The sequence below is a fragment of the Streptomyces sp. NPDC017246 genome (assembly GCF_044331325.1).
In the GTDB taxonomy this organism is placed as follows: domain Bacteria; phylum Actinomycetota; class Actinomycetes; order Streptomycetales; family Streptomycetaceae; genus Streptomyces.
The window spans coordinates 366,848-385,947 of record NZ_JBIRMW010000001.1 but is presented as its reverse complement, the minus strand read 5'-3'; the positions used below and the strand labels follow the sequence as shown (position 1 = coordinate 385,947).

General features: G+C 72.1%; 13 protein-coding genes. 12 read left to right on the top strand and 1 reads right to left on the bottom strand.

Translation table 11 applies throughout. The features are described 5' to 3' along the window. The first annotated feature begins 182 nt into the window (after nt 1-182). The 8 genes from ACH4MY_RS01805 (at nt 183) to galE (ending at nt 13,490) form a co-directional block, all read left to right on the top strand. Complete coding sequence (locus ACH4MY_RS01805; protein ID WP_397996061.1) at nt 183-4,019, top strand: ribonuclease E/G; 3,837 nt, start codon at nt 183-185, stop codon at nt 4,017-4,019. A 250-nt stretch (nt 4,020-4,269) separates the two neighbouring features. Beyond that, on the top strand, nt 4,270-4,590 hold the full coding sequence (rplU, locus tag ACH4MY_RS01800; RefSeq protein ID WP_015033583.1) for a 50S ribosomal protein L21: 321 nt from the start codon (nt 4,270-4,272) through the stop codon (nt 4,588-4,590). 13 nt (nt 4,591-4,603) lie between these two features. Further along, the gene (rpmA, locus tag ACH4MY_RS01795) at nt 4,604-4,858 is read left to right on the top strand and encodes a 50S ribosomal protein L27 (RefSeq protein ID WP_030317577.1); all 255 of its coding nucleotides are present in this window, start codon (nt 4,604-4,606) and stop codon (nt 4,856-4,858) included. Between the two features lie 107 nt (nt 4,859-4,965). Next, on the top strand, nt 4,966-6,405 hold the full coding sequence (gene obgE / locus ACH4MY_RS01790) for a GTPase ObgE (protein WP_397996057.1): 1,440 nt from the start codon (nt 4,966-4,968) through the stop codon (nt 6,403-6,405). A gap of 145 nt (nt 6,406-6,550) precedes the next feature. Further along, a complete protein-coding gene (locus ACH4MY_RS01785) occupies nt 6,551-8,188 on the top strand; it encodes a glycosyltransferase (protein ID WP_397996054.1) in 1,638 nt (545 codons plus the stop codon). A 209-nt stretch (nt 8,189-8,397) separates the two neighbouring features. Next, nucleotides 8,398-11,181 carry a CDP-glycerol glycerophosphotransferase family protein gene (locus ACH4MY_RS01780; protein WP_397996051.1) on the top strand — a complete coding sequence of 928 codons (2,784 nt, stop codon included), beginning with the start codon at nt 8,398-8,400 and terminating at the stop codon, nt 11,179-11,181. Next, entirely contained in the window at nt 11,174-12,328 is a 1,155-nt protein-coding gene (locus ACH4MY_RS01775) for a glycosyltransferase (RefSeq protein ID WP_397996049.1), read from the top strand. Before ACH4MY_RS01780 ends, ACH4MY_RS01775 begins: the two co-directional genes overlap by 8 nt. Before the next feature lie 178 nt (nt 12,329-12,506). Beyond that, a complete protein-coding gene (gene galE, locus ACH4MY_RS01770) occupies nt 12,507-13,490 on the top strand; it encodes a UDP-glucose 4-epimerase GalE (protein ID WP_397996047.1) in 984 nt (327 codons plus the stop codon). A gap of 94 nt (nt 13,491-13,584) precedes the next feature. Here the strand turns inward: galE and ACH4MY_RS01765 are convergent, their stop codons facing one another. Next, nucleotides 13,585-15,378, bottom strand: coding sequence for a proline-rich domain-containing protein (locus tag ACH4MY_RS01765; RefSeq protein ID WP_397996045.1), 1,794 nt, complete (start codon nt 15,376-15,378; stop codon nt 13,585-13,587). Between the two features lie 368 nt (nt 15,379-15,746). Here ACH4MY_RS01765 and ACH4MY_RS01760 point away from each other — a divergent pair, with 368 nt between their 5' ends. The 4 genes from ACH4MY_RS01760 to ACH4MY_RS01745 all read left to right on the top strand — a co-directional run bounded on the left by ACH4MY_RS01760 (nt 15,747) and on the right by ACH4MY_RS01745 (nt 19,098). After that, entirely contained in the window at nt 15,747-16,742 is a 996-nt protein-coding gene (locus ACH4MY_RS01760; protein WP_397996042.1) for a glycosyltransferase family 2 protein, read from the top strand. After that, nucleotides 16,742-17,209 carry a GtrA family protein gene (locus ACH4MY_RS01755; protein ID WP_397996039.1) on the top strand — a complete coding sequence of 156 codons (468 nt, stop codon included), beginning with the start codon at nt 16,742-16,744 and terminating at the stop codon, nt 17,207-17,209. The genes ACH4MY_RS01760 and ACH4MY_RS01755 overlap by 1 nt, the downstream gene beginning before the upstream one ends. Nucleotides 17,210-17,317: 108 nt before the next feature. Then, entirely contained in the window at nt 17,318-18,421 is a 1,104-nt protein-coding gene (gene proB / locus ACH4MY_RS01750; protein ID WP_397997352.1) for a glutamate 5-kinase, read from the top strand. A gap of 155 nt (nt 18,422-18,576) precedes the next feature. After that, a complete protein-coding gene (locus tag ACH4MY_RS01745; RefSeq protein ID WP_397996037.1) occupies nt 18,577-19,098 on the top strand; it encodes a hypothetical protein in 522 nt (173 codons plus the stop codon). Nucleotides 19,099-19,100 lie beyond the last annotated feature (2 nt).

The following is a 19,100-nucleotide window of genomic DNA, read 5'->3' as shown; positions in this document are numbered from 1 at the left end:
GCGCACAGACCAGGAGACTTTCGCCAGGCCGTCCGCAACAAGGGCGTACGGAACCGGCGAGCCAGACATAGAGCTCCCGTGCGGCGCCCGCGCCCCGGACGGTGGCACCGCGCCCCAGGCGCGACCGTGCCACCGGACCGGAACCAGACGCGGCGCCCGGGAGCGTGACGGGAGAACCCCGCATGCTCGAGTCCAACGAAGACACCAATGCCCCCGGTGACAAGCTGCCGCCGCGCCGCAGGCGCCGTGCCGCTTCCCGCCCCGCCGGTCCGCCGGTGACGGGCGCCACCGCCGACACCACCGAGACCACGCCGGCCGCCGAGGCCCCCGCCGTGGAGAACGCCCCGGCCGAGGCCGAGGCAGCACCCGCGCCGCGGACCCGCCGCCGCGCCACCCGCAAGGCCACCGCACCGGCCGCGGAGACCGCCGCCGTGGAGACCCCTGAGCCGGTCGTGGAGACCGCCGCGGCCGAGGCCGTCGAGGAGGCCCCCGAGGCCGCTCCCGCCCGCCCGCGCCGCCGCGCCACCCGCAAGGCCACCTCGCCGGTGACCTCCCCGGTCGTCGCCGAGGAGCCCGCCGCGGAGCCCACCGAGCAGCCCGCGGCAGCCGAGGCCGTCGTGGAGGAGGCCCCCGAGGCCGCCCCGCCGGCCCGCACCCGTCGCCGTGCCACCCGTAAGGCCACCGCTCCGGCCGGCGCTCCCGCCGCCGAGGAGACCGTGGCCGTGGCACCCGCCGCCGCTCCGGTCGCCGAGCCGGCCGTCGCGGCCGCCGAGGTGACGGAGGAGGCCGCCGCGCCCGCCCCGCGTGCCCGCCGCCGTGCCACCCGTAAGGTCACCTCGCCCGAGGCGACCGCCGAGGCGACGCCCGAGGCGTCCGCCGAGCCCGCCGCCACCGGTGAGTCGCTGCCGACGGCCGTCGTCGCGCAGATCGCCGCCGACGAGGCGGAGGTCACCGCCGCCGAGACCGCCGCCACCCGTGGCCGCGGCCGCCGCCGCGCGACCTCGCCGCAGTTCACCTCCGAGCCGGCCCCGGTCCGCGAGTCGCGCCGTGCCGCGCGCCCCTCCGTCGCCGTGTTCCAGGCCCCGGTCTTCACCGAGCCGATGTTCCAGACCCCGGAGACCGCCGCCGCGGCCGCCGCCGCCGGCGTGGTGGAGCCGGAGGACGAGGAGGAGACGGTCGAGGAGATCGAGGCCGTCGAGGCCGAGGTCGAGACCGAGGCCGAGCCCGTGGAGGCCCCCGAGCCCGCCGAGCGCGCCGAGGCCGGCTCCCGCCGTCGCCGTCGCCGCCGCGGCGAGCCCGTCCCGGCCACCGTCGCCGACGAGCCCGAGGTCGAGGCCGTCTCCGACGAGATCGAGGAGGCCGAGGAGACGGACGAGTACGAGGACCGCCCGTCCCGTCGTCGCCGTCGTGGCGGCCGTCGCCGTCGCCGCGGTGAGCTCACCGAGGTCGAGGAGGCCGAGGAGGGCGAGGAGCCGCACGCCGAGGACGAGTCCGACGACTCCGAGGAGAGCGAGGAGGAGCAGGACGACGCCGAGGGCTTCGCCGGCGGCTCCAGCAGCTCCCGCCGTCGCCGTCGCCGCCGCCGTCGCAGCGGGGACGCCTCCGCCGACGCCGAGGGCGCCGACGAGGAAGGCGTCCGTACGGTCGTCAAGGTCCGCGAGCCCCGCCCGGCCCGCGAGAAGGCCGAGCCCGGCACCGGCGTCGACGAGGTCCAGTCCATCAAGGGCTCGACCCGTCTGGAGGCCAAGAAGCAGCGCCGTCGCGAGGGCCGCGAGCAGGGCCGCCGTCGCGTCCCGATCATCACCGAGGCCGAGTTCCTGGCCCGCCGTGAGGCCGTCGAGCGCGTCATGGTCGTCCGCCAGAGCGGCGAGCGCACCCAGATCGGCGTCCTGGAAGACAACGTGCTCGTCGAGCACTACGTCAACAAGGAGCAGGCCACCTCGTACGTCGGCAACGTCTACCTGGGCAAGGTCCAGAACGTCCTGCCGTCCATGGAGGCCGCCTTCGTCGACATCGGCAAGGGCCGCAACGCCGTCCTGTACGCCGGCGAGGTCAACTTCGAGGCGCTCGGCATGGGCCACGGCCCGCGCCGCATCGAGTCCGCGCTCAAGTCCGGCCAGTCGGTCCTCGTCCAGGTGACGAAGGACCCGATCGGCCACAAGGGTGCCCGCCTGACCAGCCAGGTCTCGCTGCCCGGCCGCTACCTCGTGTACGTGCCCGAGGGCTCGATGACCGGCATCAGCCGCAAGCTCCCGGACACCGAGCGCGCCCGTCTCAAGACCATCCTCAAGAAGATCGTCCCCGAGGACGCGGGCGTCATCGTGCGCACCGCCGCCGAGGGCGCGAGCGAGGACGAGCTGCGCCGTGACGTCGAGCGTCTGCAGGCGCAGTGGGAGGACATCCAGAAGAAGGCGAAGAGCGGCAACGCTCCGACCCTGCTCTACGGCGAGCCGGACATGACCGTCCGCGTCGTCCGCGACATCTTCAACGAGGACTTCTCCAAGGTCATCGTCAGCGGTGACGACGCGTGGGAGACCATCCACGGGTACGTGCACCACGTCGCCCCCGACCTGACCGACCGCCTGTCCAAGTGGACGAGCGAGGTCGACGTCTTCGCGACGTACCGGATCGACGAGCAGCTCATGAAGGCGCTGGACCGCAAGGTCTGGCTGCCGAGCGGTGGCTCGCTGGTGATCGACAAGACCGAGGCGATGATCGTCGTCGACGTCAACACCGGCAAGTTCACCGGTCAGGGCGGCAACCTCGAAGAGACCGTGACGAGGAACAACCTCGAAGCGGCCGAGGAGATCGTGCGCCAGCTACGGCTGCGCGACCTCGGCGGCATCGTCGTCATCGACTTCATCGACATGGTCCTGGAGTCCAACCGCGACCTGGTGCTCCGTCGCCTCCTGGAGTGCCTGGGCCGGGACCGGACCAAGCACCAGGTGGCCGAGGTCACCTCGCTCGGCCTGGTCCAGATGACCCGTAAGCGGGTCGGCCAGGGCCTCCTGGAGTCCTTCTCCGAGACCTGCGTCCACTGCAACGGCCGCGGTGTCATCGTGCACATGGAGCAGCCGACCACCGCCGGTGGCGGTGGCGGCGGCAAGCGCTCGAAGAAGCGCGGCCGCGGCGGCGCCGAGCACGTCCACGAGCACGAGCACGACCACGCCGAGGCCGCGGAGACCGAGGCCGAGACCGGTGAGGTCGAGACCGAGGCCGAGGTCGCGGCCGAGCTGGCCGCCCCGGTGGCCCTGCCCGAGCCGATCGCCGCGGACGAGGAGCTGTACGGCTCCATCGCCGAGGCGGAGGCCGCCGCCACGCGTGGCCGTGGCCGCCGTCGCGCCACCCGCAGGGTGTCCGCGCCGGTCGCCGCACGGCCGGTCGTGGAGACCGAGGCCGTCGTGTTCGAGGCCAAGCCGGAGCCCGTCGCGGCCCCGGAGCCGGTCGTCGAGCCGGAGCCGGTCGTGGAGGCGGTCGTCGAGACCGTCGCCGAGCCGGTGGCCGAGGAGACCCCGGCCCCGCGCGGCCGTCGCCGTGCCACCCGCCGGGCGACCTCCCCGGTCGTCTCGACCACGGAGCCGGCCGTCGAGCCGGTCGTGGTCGAGCCGGTCGTCGAGACCGCCCCGGAGCCCGTCGTGGAGCCGGTCGCCGAGGCCGTCGCCGAGCCCGTCGTCGAGGAGGCCCCCGTGGCCGCCCCGCCGCGTGCCCGTCGCCGGGTGGTCCGCAAGGCCACCGCGCCCGCCGGTTCGCCCTCGGGCGCCGAGGAGGCGGCCGTCGTCGTGGTGACCGCGGCCCCGGCCGAGGCCGCCCCCGAGGCCGCCGAGGCGCCCGTCGAGGCCGAGCCCGCCCCCGTCAAGAAGACGGCGGCGCGCAAGACCGCGGCGAAGAAGACCACGGCCAAGAAGGTCGCGGTCAAGAAGACGGCGGCGACCAAGAAGACCGCGGCGAAGAAGACCACCACCAAGAAGGCCCCGGCCAAGAAGACGGCGGAGAAGACCGCCGCCCCGGCCCAGGACTGATCCACGGGTACGGGCCGCCGCCCCGCACACCGGGGCGGCGGCCCGTACCGAACGGGCGAATTTGACCCTCCGAGGCCGTCGCCCGTAACCTAGACCGTCGGCGTGTCTATCGACGCGTCGCGCCTCTGAGCAACTTCCCTCCCGCTCGTCGGGAGAGGCCGCTCGTCCGATTCCGGAACGCCGCGGGCCCTCGGGTCCGTGTGAGCGGCTGGCCTCAGAGGTTTCGATCCCGAGTGAGAGAGAGATCCGCGTGTACGCCATCGTGCGCAGCGGTGGTCGCCAGCACAAGGTTGCTGTCGGCGACATCGTTGAGGTTGACAAGATTTCCACTGCCAAGGTTGGCGACACGGTCGAGCTCTCGACCCTGCTCGTTGTCGACGGTGACGCTGTCACCAGCGACCCGTGGGTCCTGGCCGGCATCAAGGTCACGGCCGAGGTCGTGGACCACCACAAGGGCGCCAAGATCGACATCCTGCGCTACAAGAACAAGACCGGCTACCGCCGTCGCCAGGGTCACCGCCAGCAGTACACGGCGATCAAGGTCACCGGTATCCCCGCGGCTGCGAAGTAAGAGGGACTGAGACATGGCACACAAGAAGGGCGCATCGTCCACCCGGAACGGGCGCGACTCCAATGCCCAGCGGCTCGGCGTGAAGCGCTTCGGCGGTCAGGTCGTCAACGCGGGTGAGATCCTGATCCGCCAGCGTGGCACCCACTTCCACCCGGGCTCCGGCGTCGGCCGTGGCGGCGACGACACGCTGTTCGCCCTGCAGGCCGGTTCGGTGCAGTTCGGCACCCACCGTGGCCGCAAGGTCGTGAACATCGTTCCGGTCGCCTGATCGGATCTTTTGCGGAGGCGGACCTCACTTCCCGTACGGGGAAGCGGGTCCGCCTTTCGCGTGTTACTAGATAGACATTCCGTACGCAAGTAAATGGAGGCACAACCATGACCACCTTCGTGGACCGCGTCGAGCTGCATGTCGCCGCGGGTAACGGAGGCCACGGCTGCGCCTCCGTTCACCGGGAGAAGTTCACGCCGCTCGGCGGCCCCGACGGCGGAAACGGCGGCCGTGGCGGCGATGTGACCCTGGTCGTCGACCAGGCGGTCACCACGCTCCTCGACTACCACCACTCGCCGCACCGCAAGGCCACCAACGGCCAGCCCGGCGCCGGCGACAACCGCTCCGGCAAGGACGGCCAGGACCTCGTCCTGACCGTGCCCGACGGCACCGTCGTCCTCGACAAGGACGGCAACGTCCTCGCCGACCTCGTCGGCCAGGGCACCGTCTTCGTCGCGGGCCAGGGCGGCCGCGGCGGCCTCGGCAACGCCGCGCTGTCCTCCGCGCGGCGCAAGGCCCCCGGCTTCGCGCTCCTCGGCGAGCCCGGCGAGGCGCGGGACATCGTCCTGGAGCTGAAGACCGTCGCCGACGTGGCGCTCGTCGGCTACCCGAGCGCCGGCAAGTCCTCGCTCATCTCCGTCCTGTCGGCCGCCAAGCCGAAGATCGCGGACTACCCCTTCACCACCCTGGTGCCGAACCTGGGCGTCGTGACGGCCGGCTCGACCGTCTACACGATCGCCGACGTCCCGGGCCTGATCCCGGGCGCCAGCCAGGGCCGCGGCCTGGGCCTGGAGTTCCTCCGCCACGTCGAGCGCTGCTCGGTCCTCGTGCACGTCCTGGACACCGCGACGCTGGAGTCCGACCGCGACCCGGTCTCCGACCTCGACGTCATCGAGGAGGAGCTGCGGCAGTACGGCGGCCTCGACGACCGGCCCCGCATCGTCGTCCTCAACAAGATCGACATCCCGGACGGCCAGGACCTCGCGGACATGATCCGCCCGGACCTGGAGGAGCGCGGCTACCAGGTGTTCGAGGTCTCCGCCGTCGCCCGTCTGGGCCTCAAGGAGCTCTCCTTCGCGCTCGCCGGCATCGTCGGCGAGGCGCGCGCGGCCAAGCCGAAGGAGGAGGCGACCCGTGTCGTCATCCGCCCGAAGGCCGTCGACGACGCGGGCTTCACCATCGTGTACGACGAGGCCGAGGACGTGTACCGGGTGCGCGGCGAGAAGCCGGAGCGCTGGGTCCGCCAGACCGACTTCAACAACGACGAGGCCGTCGGCTACCTGGCCGACCGCCTCAACCGCCTCGGCGTCGAGGACAGGCTGATGAAGGCCGGTGCCCGCGCGGGCGACGGCGTCGCGATCGGCTCCCTGGAGAACGCGGTCGTCTTCGACTGGGAGCCCTCGATGATGGCCGGCGCCGAGATGCTCGGCCGCCGCGGGGAGGACCACCGCCTCGAAGCCCCGCGTCCGGCGGCCCAGCGCCGTCGGGACCGCGACGCGGAGCGCAGCGACCCGCAGCGCGAGTTCGACGAGTTCGACCCCTTCTAGCGGGACCGGGCGGCGCGCCGTTCCGTCGGACGGAGTCCGGCGCGGCCGTCCCCGTCTTTCACCGGCCGGGCACCCTGGGTGCCCGGCCGGTCTCGTCGGTTCTCCGGCATCCGGGGGCCGTACGGGGGCCACGTAGGATTCACGGGTGAGTGAGAGCCCCCGGCCGCAGGCCCCCGCGCGTGTCAGTGTCGTCGTCATCGCGTACAACGACGCGGCGCACGTCGGCGACGCCGTCCGTTCCGCGCTCGCCCAGGGCGAGGCGGTCGGTGAGGTCCTCGTCGTCGACGACGCCTCCGGGGACACGACGCCCGAGGTGCTCGCCGGGTTCGCGGGCGAGCCGAGGGTCAGGCCGCTGATCCGGACGGAGAACAGCGGCGGCTGCGGCACCCCCCGCAACGACGGCATGGACGCCGCCGCCCACCCCTACGTCCTCTTCCTCGACAGCGACGACCTGCTGCTGCCCGGCGCCGTCGACGGGCTGCTCGCCGTCGCCACCGAGCGGCACGCGGACGTCGTCGCCGGGATCTGTGTGCGGCGCGAGCTCCCCGAGGGCCGGGAGACGGTCTGGGCGCCCACGCTGTACGACGTGTCCCAGGGCGCCACGCTCCCCGGCACCGTCCTCGACGGCGTCGAGAAGAACCCCGAGTTCGTCCTCGACACCCTCTCCGTCAACAAGCTCTACCGGCGCGACTTCCTCGACCGGCACGCCATCCGCTTCCCCGACGGCGCCTTCCACTACGAGGACTTCGTCTTCAGCGCCCGGGTCCAGGCCGCCGCCCCGCGGCTCGCCGTCACCGACGTGCCCGTGTACGTGTGGCACGTGCGACGTCAGGCCGCGACCCTGTCGATCTCGCTGCGCCGCGCCTCCCTGGCCAACTGGGAGCACCGCATCGCCGCGCACGCCGCCGTCGTCGAGGTGTTCCGTACGGCGGAACGGCCCGCGCTCGCCCGCGCGGCGCAGACGAAGTTCCTCGACTACGACCTCCCCATGTATCTGCGCGAGCTGCCGCAGCGCACCGCCGCCTACCGGGCCGGCTGGTGGACGGTCACCCGCGCCCATCTGGCCGGGTTCGAGGCCGCCGCGGTCGGCGAGGCCGCGGTGCCGTCGCGCTGGCTGCACGCCGCGTTCACGGCGCTCCCCGCCGTCCCCGAGGGGCGGGAGCTGACCCGGTTCGTCGAGCTGTCCGCGCCCCTGCCCCGGCTCGTCCCGCCGTACCCGCGTACCGAGGACGGCGCGCCGGTGCTGGCCGCCGCCCCCGCCGACGTACCGCTGGACGGTCTCGCGGAGCTCGCGCCCGCCGGGCTCCCGGTGGCCGTGGACGGTGAGGTGACCGTCGGCGCGTCGACCGCGCTGACCCTGACCGTGCACGATCTGTACGGGCGTGTCGCCGCACTCGGCCCCGTCGCCGTGCGTGTCGCGTTCACCGAGCGGGTCTCGGCGGACGAACTGTCGGCCGACGCGCCGCTGCTCCCCGCGGACGAGGGCTGGACGGCGACCGTGACACTCCCCACCTCCAAGCTGCTCCGCGCGGGCCGGCTCGCCGCCTGGTCGCTCCACGCCGAGCTGCGGTACGCCGACGGATCGACCGGAAACGCCGAGGTCAGGGCCCCGCAGGGGTTTGCGGGCCGGCGTGGCATGGTCCTCGGGCGACTGGGCCGGGTGCTGCTCGTCCAGGTCGTCGCCTCGGCGCGCCGCGGGCTCGTCCTGCGCTTCGCGGGCGGCGCGGTCGGCGCACGTCAGGTCATGTCCGGCCGCTTCAAGAGGCTGTTTGCGATGCGGTGAACATCACCGAAGGCCCGGGAGAGCAGGTATGGAACAATTCCTCCTGCCGGGTAATCTTTCCGGTCGCCGGGTGGCGCTCGTCGAACACAGCGGGGCGGCACCCTTCACCACTGAAGGCAGTAGTGCGCCATTGACCATGGCGCAGGCAGCGCCGCGCCTGGCCGGAACGCGTGCCAGATGTTGCCGCACGCACTTGTGAGAGGACTTGGATGCCGACTAGCGACGTCCCTGATGTGAGCGTCGTCGTCATCGTCTACAACGATGAGGAACGGCTCCCGCGAGCGGTTCGGTCACTTCTCGACCAGACCCTGAACAACCTCGAAGTGATCATCGCCGACGACTGTTCGACCGATGGCACCGAGCGCGTCGCGCGCGCCCTGGAGGCATCCGACCCGCGCGTGCGCTATGTGCGTCTGGAGCAGAACAGCGGCGGCTGCAGCGCGCCCCGCAACCGCGGCATCGCGGTCGCGCGCGCCCCGTACGTCATGTTCCTGGACAGTGACGACGAGCTGCCGCGGCACGCCTGCAAGAGCCTGCTCCTCGTCGCCGAGGAGACCGGCGTCGACTTCGTCACCGGTGAGGTGACCCGGCTGTTCGAGGAGACGAACACCACCGGCCTCTGGTACCCGCACCTCTTCACCGAGAAGCGGGTCGTGAACGGCATCGCCGAGCGCCCCGAGTACTTCTTCGACCACCTGTCGACGAACAAGCTCTACCGGACCGCGTTCATCCGGGACAACGAGCTCACCTTCCCCGAGGGCATCCACTACGAGGACCAGCTGTTCTCCGCGCAGGCGTTCTCGCTCGCGGAGACCTTCGCCGTCGTCCCGTGGTCGGTCTACACCTGGCGCCTCGCCCCGGAGAGCGTCTCCATCTCCTCCAGCCGCCACAAGATCCAGAACGTCGCGGACCGCATCGGTGTGGCCCGGCTCATCGACACCTGGTTCGAGGAGAACGGCCACGCGGGGCTGCGTGCGGAGAAGGACTACAAGTTCCTCCGCCACGACTTCCGTCTGTACCTGGGCGACCTGCCGTTCCGTGATCTCGAATGGATCGCCGAGTTCGCCGAGGTGGTGAACCCGTACCTGGACGAGATCTCCGACGAGACCTACGCCCGGCTCTCCCGTGAGGAGCGCATCTGCATCCACCTGCTGCGCACCGGCCGCCTGGAGGACCTCCAGATCGCCGCCCGCCAGCTGGGCCGGCCGCAGCTCGCCCCGCGCTTCGCCACGGACGAGGGCGAGGCCAGCTACTGGGGCGCCGTCGCCCCCGCCGACGACGCGAGCCGCAGCGAGCTGGACATCAGCGAGTGGTACATGCGCGAGCAGGTGCTCGCCACCGGCCGCATCCGGCACGAGCTGACCTCCGTGTCGATGCGGGGCCCGGTCCTGCACCTGGAGATCCGCACGTACGACCCGGCCGGTCTGATCACCGAGGGCACCAAGGCCTCGGTGAAGCTGGCCGCCCACAAGACGCCGCTCACGGTGCCGCTGACGCTGCGGCCGGAGGGCGACGGCCAGTACGTCTCCGAGGCCGCGCTCGACTTCCGCAAGGTGCCCGTCGGCAAGGTCGGCGTGGCGACCCGCCGCCACCCGGTGGTCGCCCTGGAGCGCGACGGCGCCCGCCGCACGGACATCCTGCTGGCCGAGCACGACCAGCCCGACTTCCGTGCCACCGTCACCTACCACACGTTCGGCATCCACCACCTGCGCGTCAAGGCGGAGCAGAAGGGTGCCGGCCGCCTCGAGGTGACCTGGCAGCGGTCCGGCGTCCTGAAGTCGCTCGAACCGCTCGGCCCCATGGCCCGCAAGGCCAAGGGCAAGGTCGGCAAGGTCAGGAAGATCCTCGTCGGCAACGAGGGCAAGGCCACCGCGTACGACGCCGTGGCCAAGCTCCCGCGCAAGCGCAGCCTCGCCGTGTTCGAGGCGATGGAGGGCCGCGGCTACGCCGACAGCCCGCGCTACATCTACGAGGAGCTCAAGCGCCGCAACCTCCCGATCGACGTGGTCTGGGCGTACTCCGGCGACCGCTCGTCCTTCCCGAAGGACGTCACGCTCGTCCGTCGCGGCAGCTTCGCGTACGGGCGTGCGCTGGCCCGGGCCACCTACTGGGTCGACTCGCACAACCTGCCGTATCTGTACCCGAAGCCCAAGGGCACCCGGTACCTGCAGACCTGGCACGGCCAGACCTTCAAGGCGATGGGCTTCGACGTGCCCTCGCTGCGGGGCGCGTCGGAGATCGAGAAGGGGCGCTTCCGCTCCGCCGTGGGCCGCTGGGACGCGCTCGTCTGCCCGAGCGCCGAGTTCGAGAAGACCTTCGTCCCCGCCTTCGAGGTGTCGGCCGACCTGATCCGCTCCGGCTACCCGCGCAACGACGTGCTGGTGCGCTGGGCCGAGCCCGAGCAGCAGGCCAGGGCCGCCGCCGTCCGCGAGGCCCTGAACATCCCGGCCGAGAAGAAGGTCCTGCTGTACGCCCCGACCTTCCGTGACGCGGCCCGCCGCACCGGCCAGTCGGTGCGCGTGGACTTCGAGGCGCTGGCCCCGCACCTGTCCGACGAGTGGATCATCGTCGTACGGACCCACCCGTACGACCGGTTCAAGATCGCCCCGGAGCTGGGTCACTTCCTCCGCGACGGCTCCTCGTACGCCGACATCAACGATGTGATGCTGGCCTCGGACGCGGTCCTCACGGACTACTCCTCGCTGATGTTCGACTACGCCAACACCGGCCGGCCGATAGTCCTCTACACGGACGACTACGAGGCGTACAAGGGCGGCGACCGCGGCACGTACTACGACCTCGAAGAGATCGCGCCCGGACCGATGGTGACGACCACCGAGGACCTCGCCGCCGCCGTGCGGGACCTGGAGGGCACCCAGGAGCGCCACGCGCAGCGGTACGCGCGCTTCCAGGAAATGTTCTGCTCGTACGAGACCGGCCACGCCAGCAAGATGGTGGTCGATGCTTTTTTCGAAGGCGGCACCCATGACTGAGGCCTCCCCTGTCCGCAACGTGTTCTTCGTCGGCATCGACGTCGACTCGATGGGCGGATCCCAGCGGGTGCTGCACACCCTCGCCCAGGGCATGGGGGAGCGCGGTCACCGTGTCGAGCTGATCGGCATCCGGCCCAGCCCGGAGCCGTTCCCGTACAACGCCACGCGTTCCTACGGACACACGACGCTCTACCCGGCCCCCTCCGAGCCCAAGCCGCCCGTGCGCACGGTCGGCGACCGGATGAGCCTGGCGCGGCGTGCCGAGGCCCGGCGCGCCCGGTCCGACCGCGACAACGCGCGGGCGGAGTTCGAGCGGAAGCTCGCCGAGGTCGAGGACGGCTACATCGTCTTCGGCTCGCCGTGGGCGGTCGACTGGGTCATGCCGCTGAAGTGGGGCCACCTCAAGGGCATCGGGCAGTACCACGAGTCCTTCGCGCAGGCGAAGCGGAGCGCCAACCTCGGCCTGATCCGGCGTCACTACCCGGTGCTGGAGCAGACCCTGGTGCTCTCCGAGGGCGACGCGGTCGAGTTCGTGAACCAGCGCGTGCCGAACGTGCGGGTCATGCCGAACCCGCTGCCGTTCTTCCCCGACGAGCTCGCCCCGCTCGACACCCGCAAGATCGGCGCGGTCGGCCGGCTCGACCCGATCAAGCGGTACGACCGGATGATCGAGGCCTTCGCGGAGGCCCACAAGGGCCGCGACGGCTGGGAGCTGCACCTCTTCGGCGAGGGTCCGCTGGAGGAAGAGCTCCGGATGCGCGCCGAGGACCTCGGCGTCGCCGACCAGGTCGTCTTCCGGGGCACGGCGCAGGACATGGCCGCCGCCTACCGCGAGCTGTCCGTCGTCGCGATCAGCAGTGAGCGCGAGGGCCGCCCGATGGCGCTGGCCGAGGCCGCCGCCTGCGGTGTGCCGTGTGTGAGCTTCGACGTCTCCGGCGGTGTCCGGGAGCTCGTCGCGGACGGTGTCTCCGGCACCCTGGTGCCGCCGGCCGACGTGCCGGCGCTCGCCGCCGCGCTCGGTGAGCTGATGGACGACGGCGCGATGCGCCAGCGGTACGGCAAGGCCGGGCGTGAGCACGTCGCGCACCTGGCGCTGCCGCACGTGCTGGACCAGTGGGAGGCGGCGTTCGAGGAGATCGAGCGCTAGACCCTCCGGGACACGCCCGTGTCGCGGAAGCGTGCGGCGGAGGCCTGCGGCCGACCCGTGCGGCGGAAGCGTGTGAAAGAAGCGTGTGGGGGAGGCCCCGCCGAGACCTCGGTCACGGCGGGGCCTCCCCTTTTCCCGGGCCCCGGGGACGTCCCCGGGGGGTGGCTACACTGTCGGAATGACCTGGCTCATCACCGGCGGCGCCGGTTACATCGGTTCCCACGTCGTCAAAGCAATGCTCGAAGGCGGCGAGCGCGTCGTCGTCGTCGACGACCTCAGCACCGGCAACCCGGCGCGCATCCCCGAGGGCGTCGTCCTGGAGCAGGGCACGGTCCTCGACCGCGAGTTCCTCGACCGGGTGCTGAGCGAGCACCGGATCAAGGGCATCGTCCACCTGGCCGGCAAGAAGCAGGTCGGCGAGTCCGTCGAGAAGCCGCTGTACTACTACCACGAGAACGTGACGGGCCTGCAGATCATCCTCGCCGCGGCCGCCGCGGCGGGAGTGAAGAGCTTCCTCTTCTCCTCCTCCGCCTCCGTCTACGGCATGCCCGACGTGGACCTCGTCACCGAGGACACCGAGTGCCTGCCGCTCAGCCCGTACGGCGAGACCAAGCTCGTCGGCGAGTGGATGGCGCGCGCCGTCGGCCAGGCCCACGGCGTCTCCACGGCCTGCCTGCGGTACTTCAACGTGGCGGGCGCGGCCAAGCCCGAGCTCGCCGACACCGGTGTCTTCAACCTGGTGCCGATGGTCTTCGAGCGCCTCGACGCCGGCGAGTCCCCGCGCATCTTCGGTGACGACTACCCGACGCCCGACGGCACCTGCATCCGCGACTACATCCACGTCGCCGACATCGCGGACGCGCACGTGGCCGCGGCCCGTGCGCTCGTCGCGGCGGGCGAGGCCGGCGACACGGCCGCGCTGACCCTGAACATCGGGCGCGGCGAGGGCGTGTCGGTGCGCGAGATGGTGAACCTGATCAACGAGATCACCGGTCACACCGTCGAGCCCCTGGTCACCCCGCGCCGTCCGGGCGACCCGGCCCGTGTGGTCGCCTCGGCCGAGCGCATCGAGTCGGAGCTCGGCTGGAAGGCGCAGCACGACGTCCGCTCCATGATCGGCTCCGCCTGGGAGGGCTGGATCGCCAACCGCGTGACGGTCTGATCCCCCTCGGATCCCGTCCGGCCTCGTCGTCGGCCGGAAGCGGGGTGTCCCCCCTGCGGGGCACCCCGCTTCCGCATGCCCTCCGACGTCCGTCTCAGGGCCGGTGGACGCGGTCCACGCGGTAGTACTTCGCCGTGCACTGCGCCGCCCAGTCCCGCGCGTACGTGGACGCGAAGAGGGGTTCGGTGAGGCCGCCGATGAGGAGCGGCCCGTAGGCGACGTCCCGGGCGCCCGCCGCCACCTCCTGCCGGATGCGGGCGTTCTGCCGGTCCCAGGCGGCCGCGCGTACCACCGTGTCCGTGGTCAGCGTGTAGACCGGCTGCACCAGGGCGGCCGCACTGCCGACGGCGACCGCGCCGGCCGTCACGAGCGCGGCGGCGCGGCCGGCGGGGCGGCCGGGCGTCAGGAGGCGCCGCCCGAGCAGGTGGCCGCCCCAGGCCCCGTACGCGCAGAGGACGAGCAGCAGCGGCAGGAGGAAGCTCGTCCAGGTGCGGCCGTACGTCCAGCCGACGTCTCCGTAGCCGCTGCGCAGTCCGAGGACGACGGCCAGGCTGGCGAGGGCGATCAGCGGCAGCGGCAGGAGCACCACCACACGGAACAGCGTGCGCGGGGGGAGTGCCGGGCCCGAGGAGGCCCGGCGGTCGGCACGGTCCCGGGGAGGCCGGGGGGCGTCGCCGTCCGGGGGAGTCCCGCCGTCGTTCCCGGGAGGCGGGCCGTCGTTCCGGGGGGTGCCGCCGTCGACGGGGGTCCGGCCTTCGTTCCGGGGGGTGCCGCCGTCGACGGGGGTCCGGCCTTCGTTCCGGGGGGTGCCGCCGTCGACGGGGGTCCGGCCGTCGTCCTGCCGGGGGCCGGTGCCGTTCGGGGCGAGGCCCTCCCGGCGCGGGCCGGTGGCCGCGAGGGCCAGGCCGAGCAGTACGCCGACGGCGACGGCCCCCAGGTACGCCCACTGGCCGCCGACCGTCTGCCAGAGGCGCCACCAGTCGTGGAAGGTCTCACCGATCTGCGCCGCCGACATCGGCTCCTGCGGATTCTGGGCCCGCCGCCAGCGCGCGCCCGGCGAGGTGTAGAGCAGGGTGAGGCCCCCGAGGAGCCCGAGGCAGGCCGCCGCGCACCAGGTGGAGACGTACCGGGTCCGCGCCCAGCCGAGCCGGGGCAGACAGAGAACGCCCACGGTGACCGCGAACAGACCGCCCACCAGTGTGAACGGCTCGCTCAGCATGCCGAGCGCCGCCCCGATCAGCAGCGCCGATCCCACGGCGGCGGTCCTGGCCCACCGCAGGCCGCTGCGCGCGGCCCGGACGGCGACGAGCACGGTCCAGAGGCCGATCACGCTCGGCAGGGTGTGGGAGATGGTGGCCGGTGCCCAGAGCAGTACCTGGTACGAGCGGGTGCCGGCGAAGAACAGCAGCGCGGAGACGAGCGCCGCCGCGGCCACGAGGAGCACGGCGGGCGGCTCGGCGGGCCCGCCGCCCGGCCGGGTCGCTCGGCGCAGGGAGCGCAGGGCCGCACGGCCGAGCAGGAACAGGCCGCTGACGAGCGCGACCACGAGGAGGGCGGGCAGCAGCTTCGGACCCCGCATGCCGTCGGAGTAGAGCAGCCCGGTCACGAAGGCGTTGGTGACACGCCCGTTCTGGGTTCGGTAGAAGTCCGCGGTGATGCCGAGGGCCCCCATGTCCCGGGCCTTCCAGAGGGCGCACCAGTCGTCGGACGTGGGGCGCACGTACAGACCGAGGAAGGCGCCGACCGCGAGCAGCGCCCCGGAGCCCGCGGCGACGACGAACGCGACCCACGGGAGCGCCCGTCGCAGTCCGCCCCAGGTGCCGGTGTCCAGTCCGTCGCCGTCCGCCATCCGTGCATCACCGCGCTCCGAGAGGGTCGTCCTACTCACCGGTCATCGCTCCAGGTGGCCGAGGTCCGTGCGCCCGCGGCCATGACACGGCGGCGCCGGGACAGGGCGGCGCCAGGACGTGGCGGTGCCATGGGGCGGCGACGCGTGACGTGGCGGCGCCGTGGCGCGGCTGTCGCCAGGGCGCTGTCACTACGGGGCTCAATGGGTGACAAAAGGGTAAGAATGCCACCTATATCACTATCTGCCCCGCATGCTTTGCTGCATGGACGACATGCCGACCGGGGCTGGTCACTCGGGCGACGCCGGACGGTCACCGCCGCTCCGTACCCTGACCGCGCTGCTCGAAGGAGAGTTCGGTGGCGGTCCCTCAGGACGTACTCTCGCCCATCCCTCTGGAGTGACCGTTCATGACCAGGCTTTCCGTCGTCGTCCCCTGCTTCAACGAGGAGGACGTCGTCGAACGCTTCGACGCGCGGATGCGCCAGGTGCTCGACACCCTTCCGGTCGGATACGAGATCTGTTACGTCGACGACGGAAGCTCCGACGGAACGCTGGGCAAGCTGCGCGAGATCGCCGCCCGGCACCCGCACCGGACCCAGTACGCCTCCTTCAGCCGCAACTTCGGCAAGGAGGCCGCCATGCTCGCCGGCCTGCGCAAGTCCACCGGCGACGCCGTGGTCATCATGGACGCCGACCTCCAGCACCCGCCCGAGCTCCTCGCACGCATGCTGGACCTGCACCACCAGGGCCACGACCAGGTCATGGCCCGCCGGACCCGCGAAGGGGACAAGAGGCTCCGCTCCGCGTTCAGCCGTATGTACTACCGGGCCGTCAACCGCTGGGTCGACGTGGAACTCACCGACGGAGTCGGCGACTTCCGTCTCCTCTCCCGACCCGCCGTCGACGCGCTGCTCTCACTGCCCGAGTACAACCGCTTCTCCAAGGGGCTCTTCTCCTGGATCGGCTTCGACACCGTCACCTTCGACTACCAGAACGCCGCACGCGAGGGCGGTGAGACGAAGTGGAAGTTCAGCTCCCTGATCAACTACGGCATGGACGGGCTGATCTCCTTCAACAACCGCCCGCTGCGCATCGCCCTCTGGCTCGGGATGATGCTGAGCGGACTCGCCGCCGTGTACGCGATCTGGATCACCGCCGCCGCCCTCACCCAGGGCGTCACCGCCCCCGGATACGTCACCCTGGTCGCGATCATCGTGGGACTCGGGGGCGTGCAGATGGTGATGCTGGGGCTGATCGGGGAGTACATCGGCCGTATCTACTACGAGACCAAGCGCCGACCGCACTTCCTCGTGAAGGAGACCCACCGCTCCTTCGGACGCGGAGCCGCCGAACACGCCGCCGCCGCCCGGGTCCGTGTCGCGGCCACCGAGGGGGAGCACTGATGGCGACGGCATCCGGCACGGCGCGGCGCGGCCGGCTCGCCGAGATATTCCGCTTCGCCCTGGTCGGAGGCGTCAACACCGGCACCTTCTTCGGGTGTTACCTGCTGCTGCACCCCTGGCTGCCGTACTTCGCCGCCTACTCCCTCGCCTTCCTCCTCAGCATGATCGGCTCCTTCTTCCTCAACACCTACTTCACCTACCGCACCCGGCCGACCTGGAAGAAGTTCGCCCTCTTCCCCCTCACCAACGTCACCAACTACCTGGTGCAGAGCGTCGGTCTGTACGCGCTCGTCACCTGGGCCGGAATGGACGACAGAATCGCGCCACTCGTCGCGGCCGTCGTCGCGATCCCGTTCACCTACCTCATCTCCCAGCGGATCCTGGTGCCCCGGGGCGCCGGACAGGACCCCGCGGCCTCCGGTCCAGGGAGCGAAACGGACGAGCGGCAGCCGTCCCCGCTCGCGTAGATTGCCTGGCAGCCGCGGCGGGCTCCACGCGGCGCGCGGGACAGCCGAGTGAGGACGACGCAGGTGGCGACGCAGGTGACGGGACAGACGGACGTGGCAAGGCAGTACGTGACGGAGGCCCGCAGGATCGTCGTCAAGGTCGGCTCCTCCTCGCTGACCACCGCCTCCGGAGGCCTCGACGCCGACCGCGTCGACGCCCTCGTCGATGTGCTCGCCAAGGTCCGCAGCGGCGGCGAGAAGGAGATCGTCCTCGTCTCCTCCGGCGCGATCGCCGCGGGACTCGCACCGCTCGGCCTCACCCGCCGCCCCAAGGACCTCGCCCGCCAGCAGGCCGCCGCCAGCGTCGGCCAGGGGCTCCTCGTCGCCCGGTACACCGCCTCCTTCGCCCGCTACGGCGTCCGCGTCGGCCAGGTCCTCCTCACCACCGACGACACCAGCCGGCGCGCCCACTACCGCAACGCCTACCGGACCCTCGACCAGCTCCTCGCCATGGGTGCCCTGCCGGTCGTCAACGAGAACGACACCGTCGCGACGGACGAGATCCGCTTCGGCGACAACGACCGGCTGGCCGCCCTCGTCGCCCATCTCGTCCGCGCCGACCTGCTCGTCCTGCTCTCCGACGTCGACGGCCTCTACGACGGGGACCCGTCCAAGCCCGGTACGTCGAGGATCGCGCAGGTCACAGGCCCCACGGACATCGCCCACGTCGAGATCGGCGCGGCGGGCAAGGCGGGGGTCGGCACCGGCGGCATGGTCACCAAGGTCGAGGCCGCCCGGATCGCCGCCGCCGCCGGAATCCCCGTGGTCCTCACCTCCGCGAGCCGCGCCGCCGACGCCCTCGCCGGCCGCGACACCGGCACGTACTTCCACCGCACCGGCCGCCGCTCCGCCGACCGGCTCCTCTGGCTCGCCCACGCCTCCACCCCGCAGGGCTCCCTCACCCTCGACGACGGAGCCGTACGCGCGGTCGTCGACGGCAAGAAGTCCCTGCTCGCGGCCGGTGTCGCGGGAGTCGAGGGCGACTTCGTGGCCGGCGATCCCGTCGAACTGCGCGACACGGCGGGCCGGGCCGTCGCCCGCGGCCTCGTCAACTTCGACGCCAAGGAGATGCCCCGGATGCTCGGTCGCTCCACCCACGCGCTCGCCAAGGAGCTCGGACCCGAGTACGAGCGCGAGGTCGTCCACCGGGACGACCTGGTCGTCATCCGCTGACCCTCGCGCCCCTCCCGAAACGGCTGAAAGTGCGGCCATCCGGAAGGGACGTTTACCAAAACCGCCCCAAGTGCCGCCTCGGGCTGGTCAACTTTGTCTCGGGGGTAAGAGCAGGGCGGGGTACAGCACCACACGCATCACACAGGAGGCCGCCGGTGAGACGAGCGCGCCCAGGGGCACCGCCCCGAGGGACTGCCGAACGCGCCCTGACCAGTGTCGAGGCCGGAGCCGACTTCGACGAGGCACGGGACAGGTCCACGGAGAGAAAGACCGAGACCACCACCGAGACACGCGAGGTTCGCGAGGCACGTGAGGCACGCGCCAAGGAACAGCCCGTGTCCAAACTCTGGCACATCACCCTCAGCGTGTCGGGTGTGGAGTCGCCGCTGAAGGAGGTGCGACGCGGGCTCGAACAGCTGGCCCACGACCACCCCTTCCTGCTGACCAGCCGCTATGCCAACGACCATGCCGAAATCCGGTACTGGGAGGAGGCGCGCGACCTGCACGACGCCGCGGCCGTCGCCCTGCGCCTGTGGGGCGAGCACCGGCAGACCGCCAAGCTGCCGCCGTGGGAGATCGTCGGCCTCGAGGTCATCGACCGCGAGACCTACCACCAGCGCATCGCGGAGGGCTACGGCCCGCCGCCGGCGGCACCGGTCGGCGTCCACCCGTACTGAGC

Coding starts and splice junctions, on each gene's coding strand:
- ACH4MY_RS01805 (WP_397996061.1), top strand. CDS start 183: ATGCTCGAGTCCAACGAAGACACCAATGCCCCCGGTGACAAGCTGCCG.
- rpmA (WP_030317577.1), top strand. CDS start 4,604: ATGGCACACAAGAAGGGCGCATCGTCCACCCGGAACGGGCGCGACTCC.
- obgE (WP_397996057.1), top strand. CDS start 4,966: ATGACCACCTTCGTGGACCGCGTCGAGCTGCATGTCGCCGCGGGTAAC.
- ACH4MY_RS01780 (WP_397996051.1), top strand. CDS start 8,398: ATGCCGACTAGCGACGTCCCTGATGTGAGCGTCGTCGTCATCGTCTAC.
- ACH4MY_RS01775 (WP_397996049.1), top strand. CDS start 11,174: ATGACTGAGGCCTCCCCTGTCCGCAACGTGTTCTTCGTCGGCATCGAC.
- galE (WP_397996047.1), top strand. CDS start 12,507: ATGACCTGGCTCATCACCGGCGGCGCCGGTTACATCGGTTCCCACGTC.
- ACH4MY_RS01760 (WP_397996042.1), top strand. CDS start 15,747: ATGACCAGGCTTTCCGTCGTCGTCCCCTGCTTCAACGAGGAGGACGTC.
- ACH4MY_RS01755 (WP_397996039.1), top strand. CDS start 16,742: ATGGCGACGGCATCCGGCACGGCGCGGCGCGGCCGGCTCGCCGAGATA.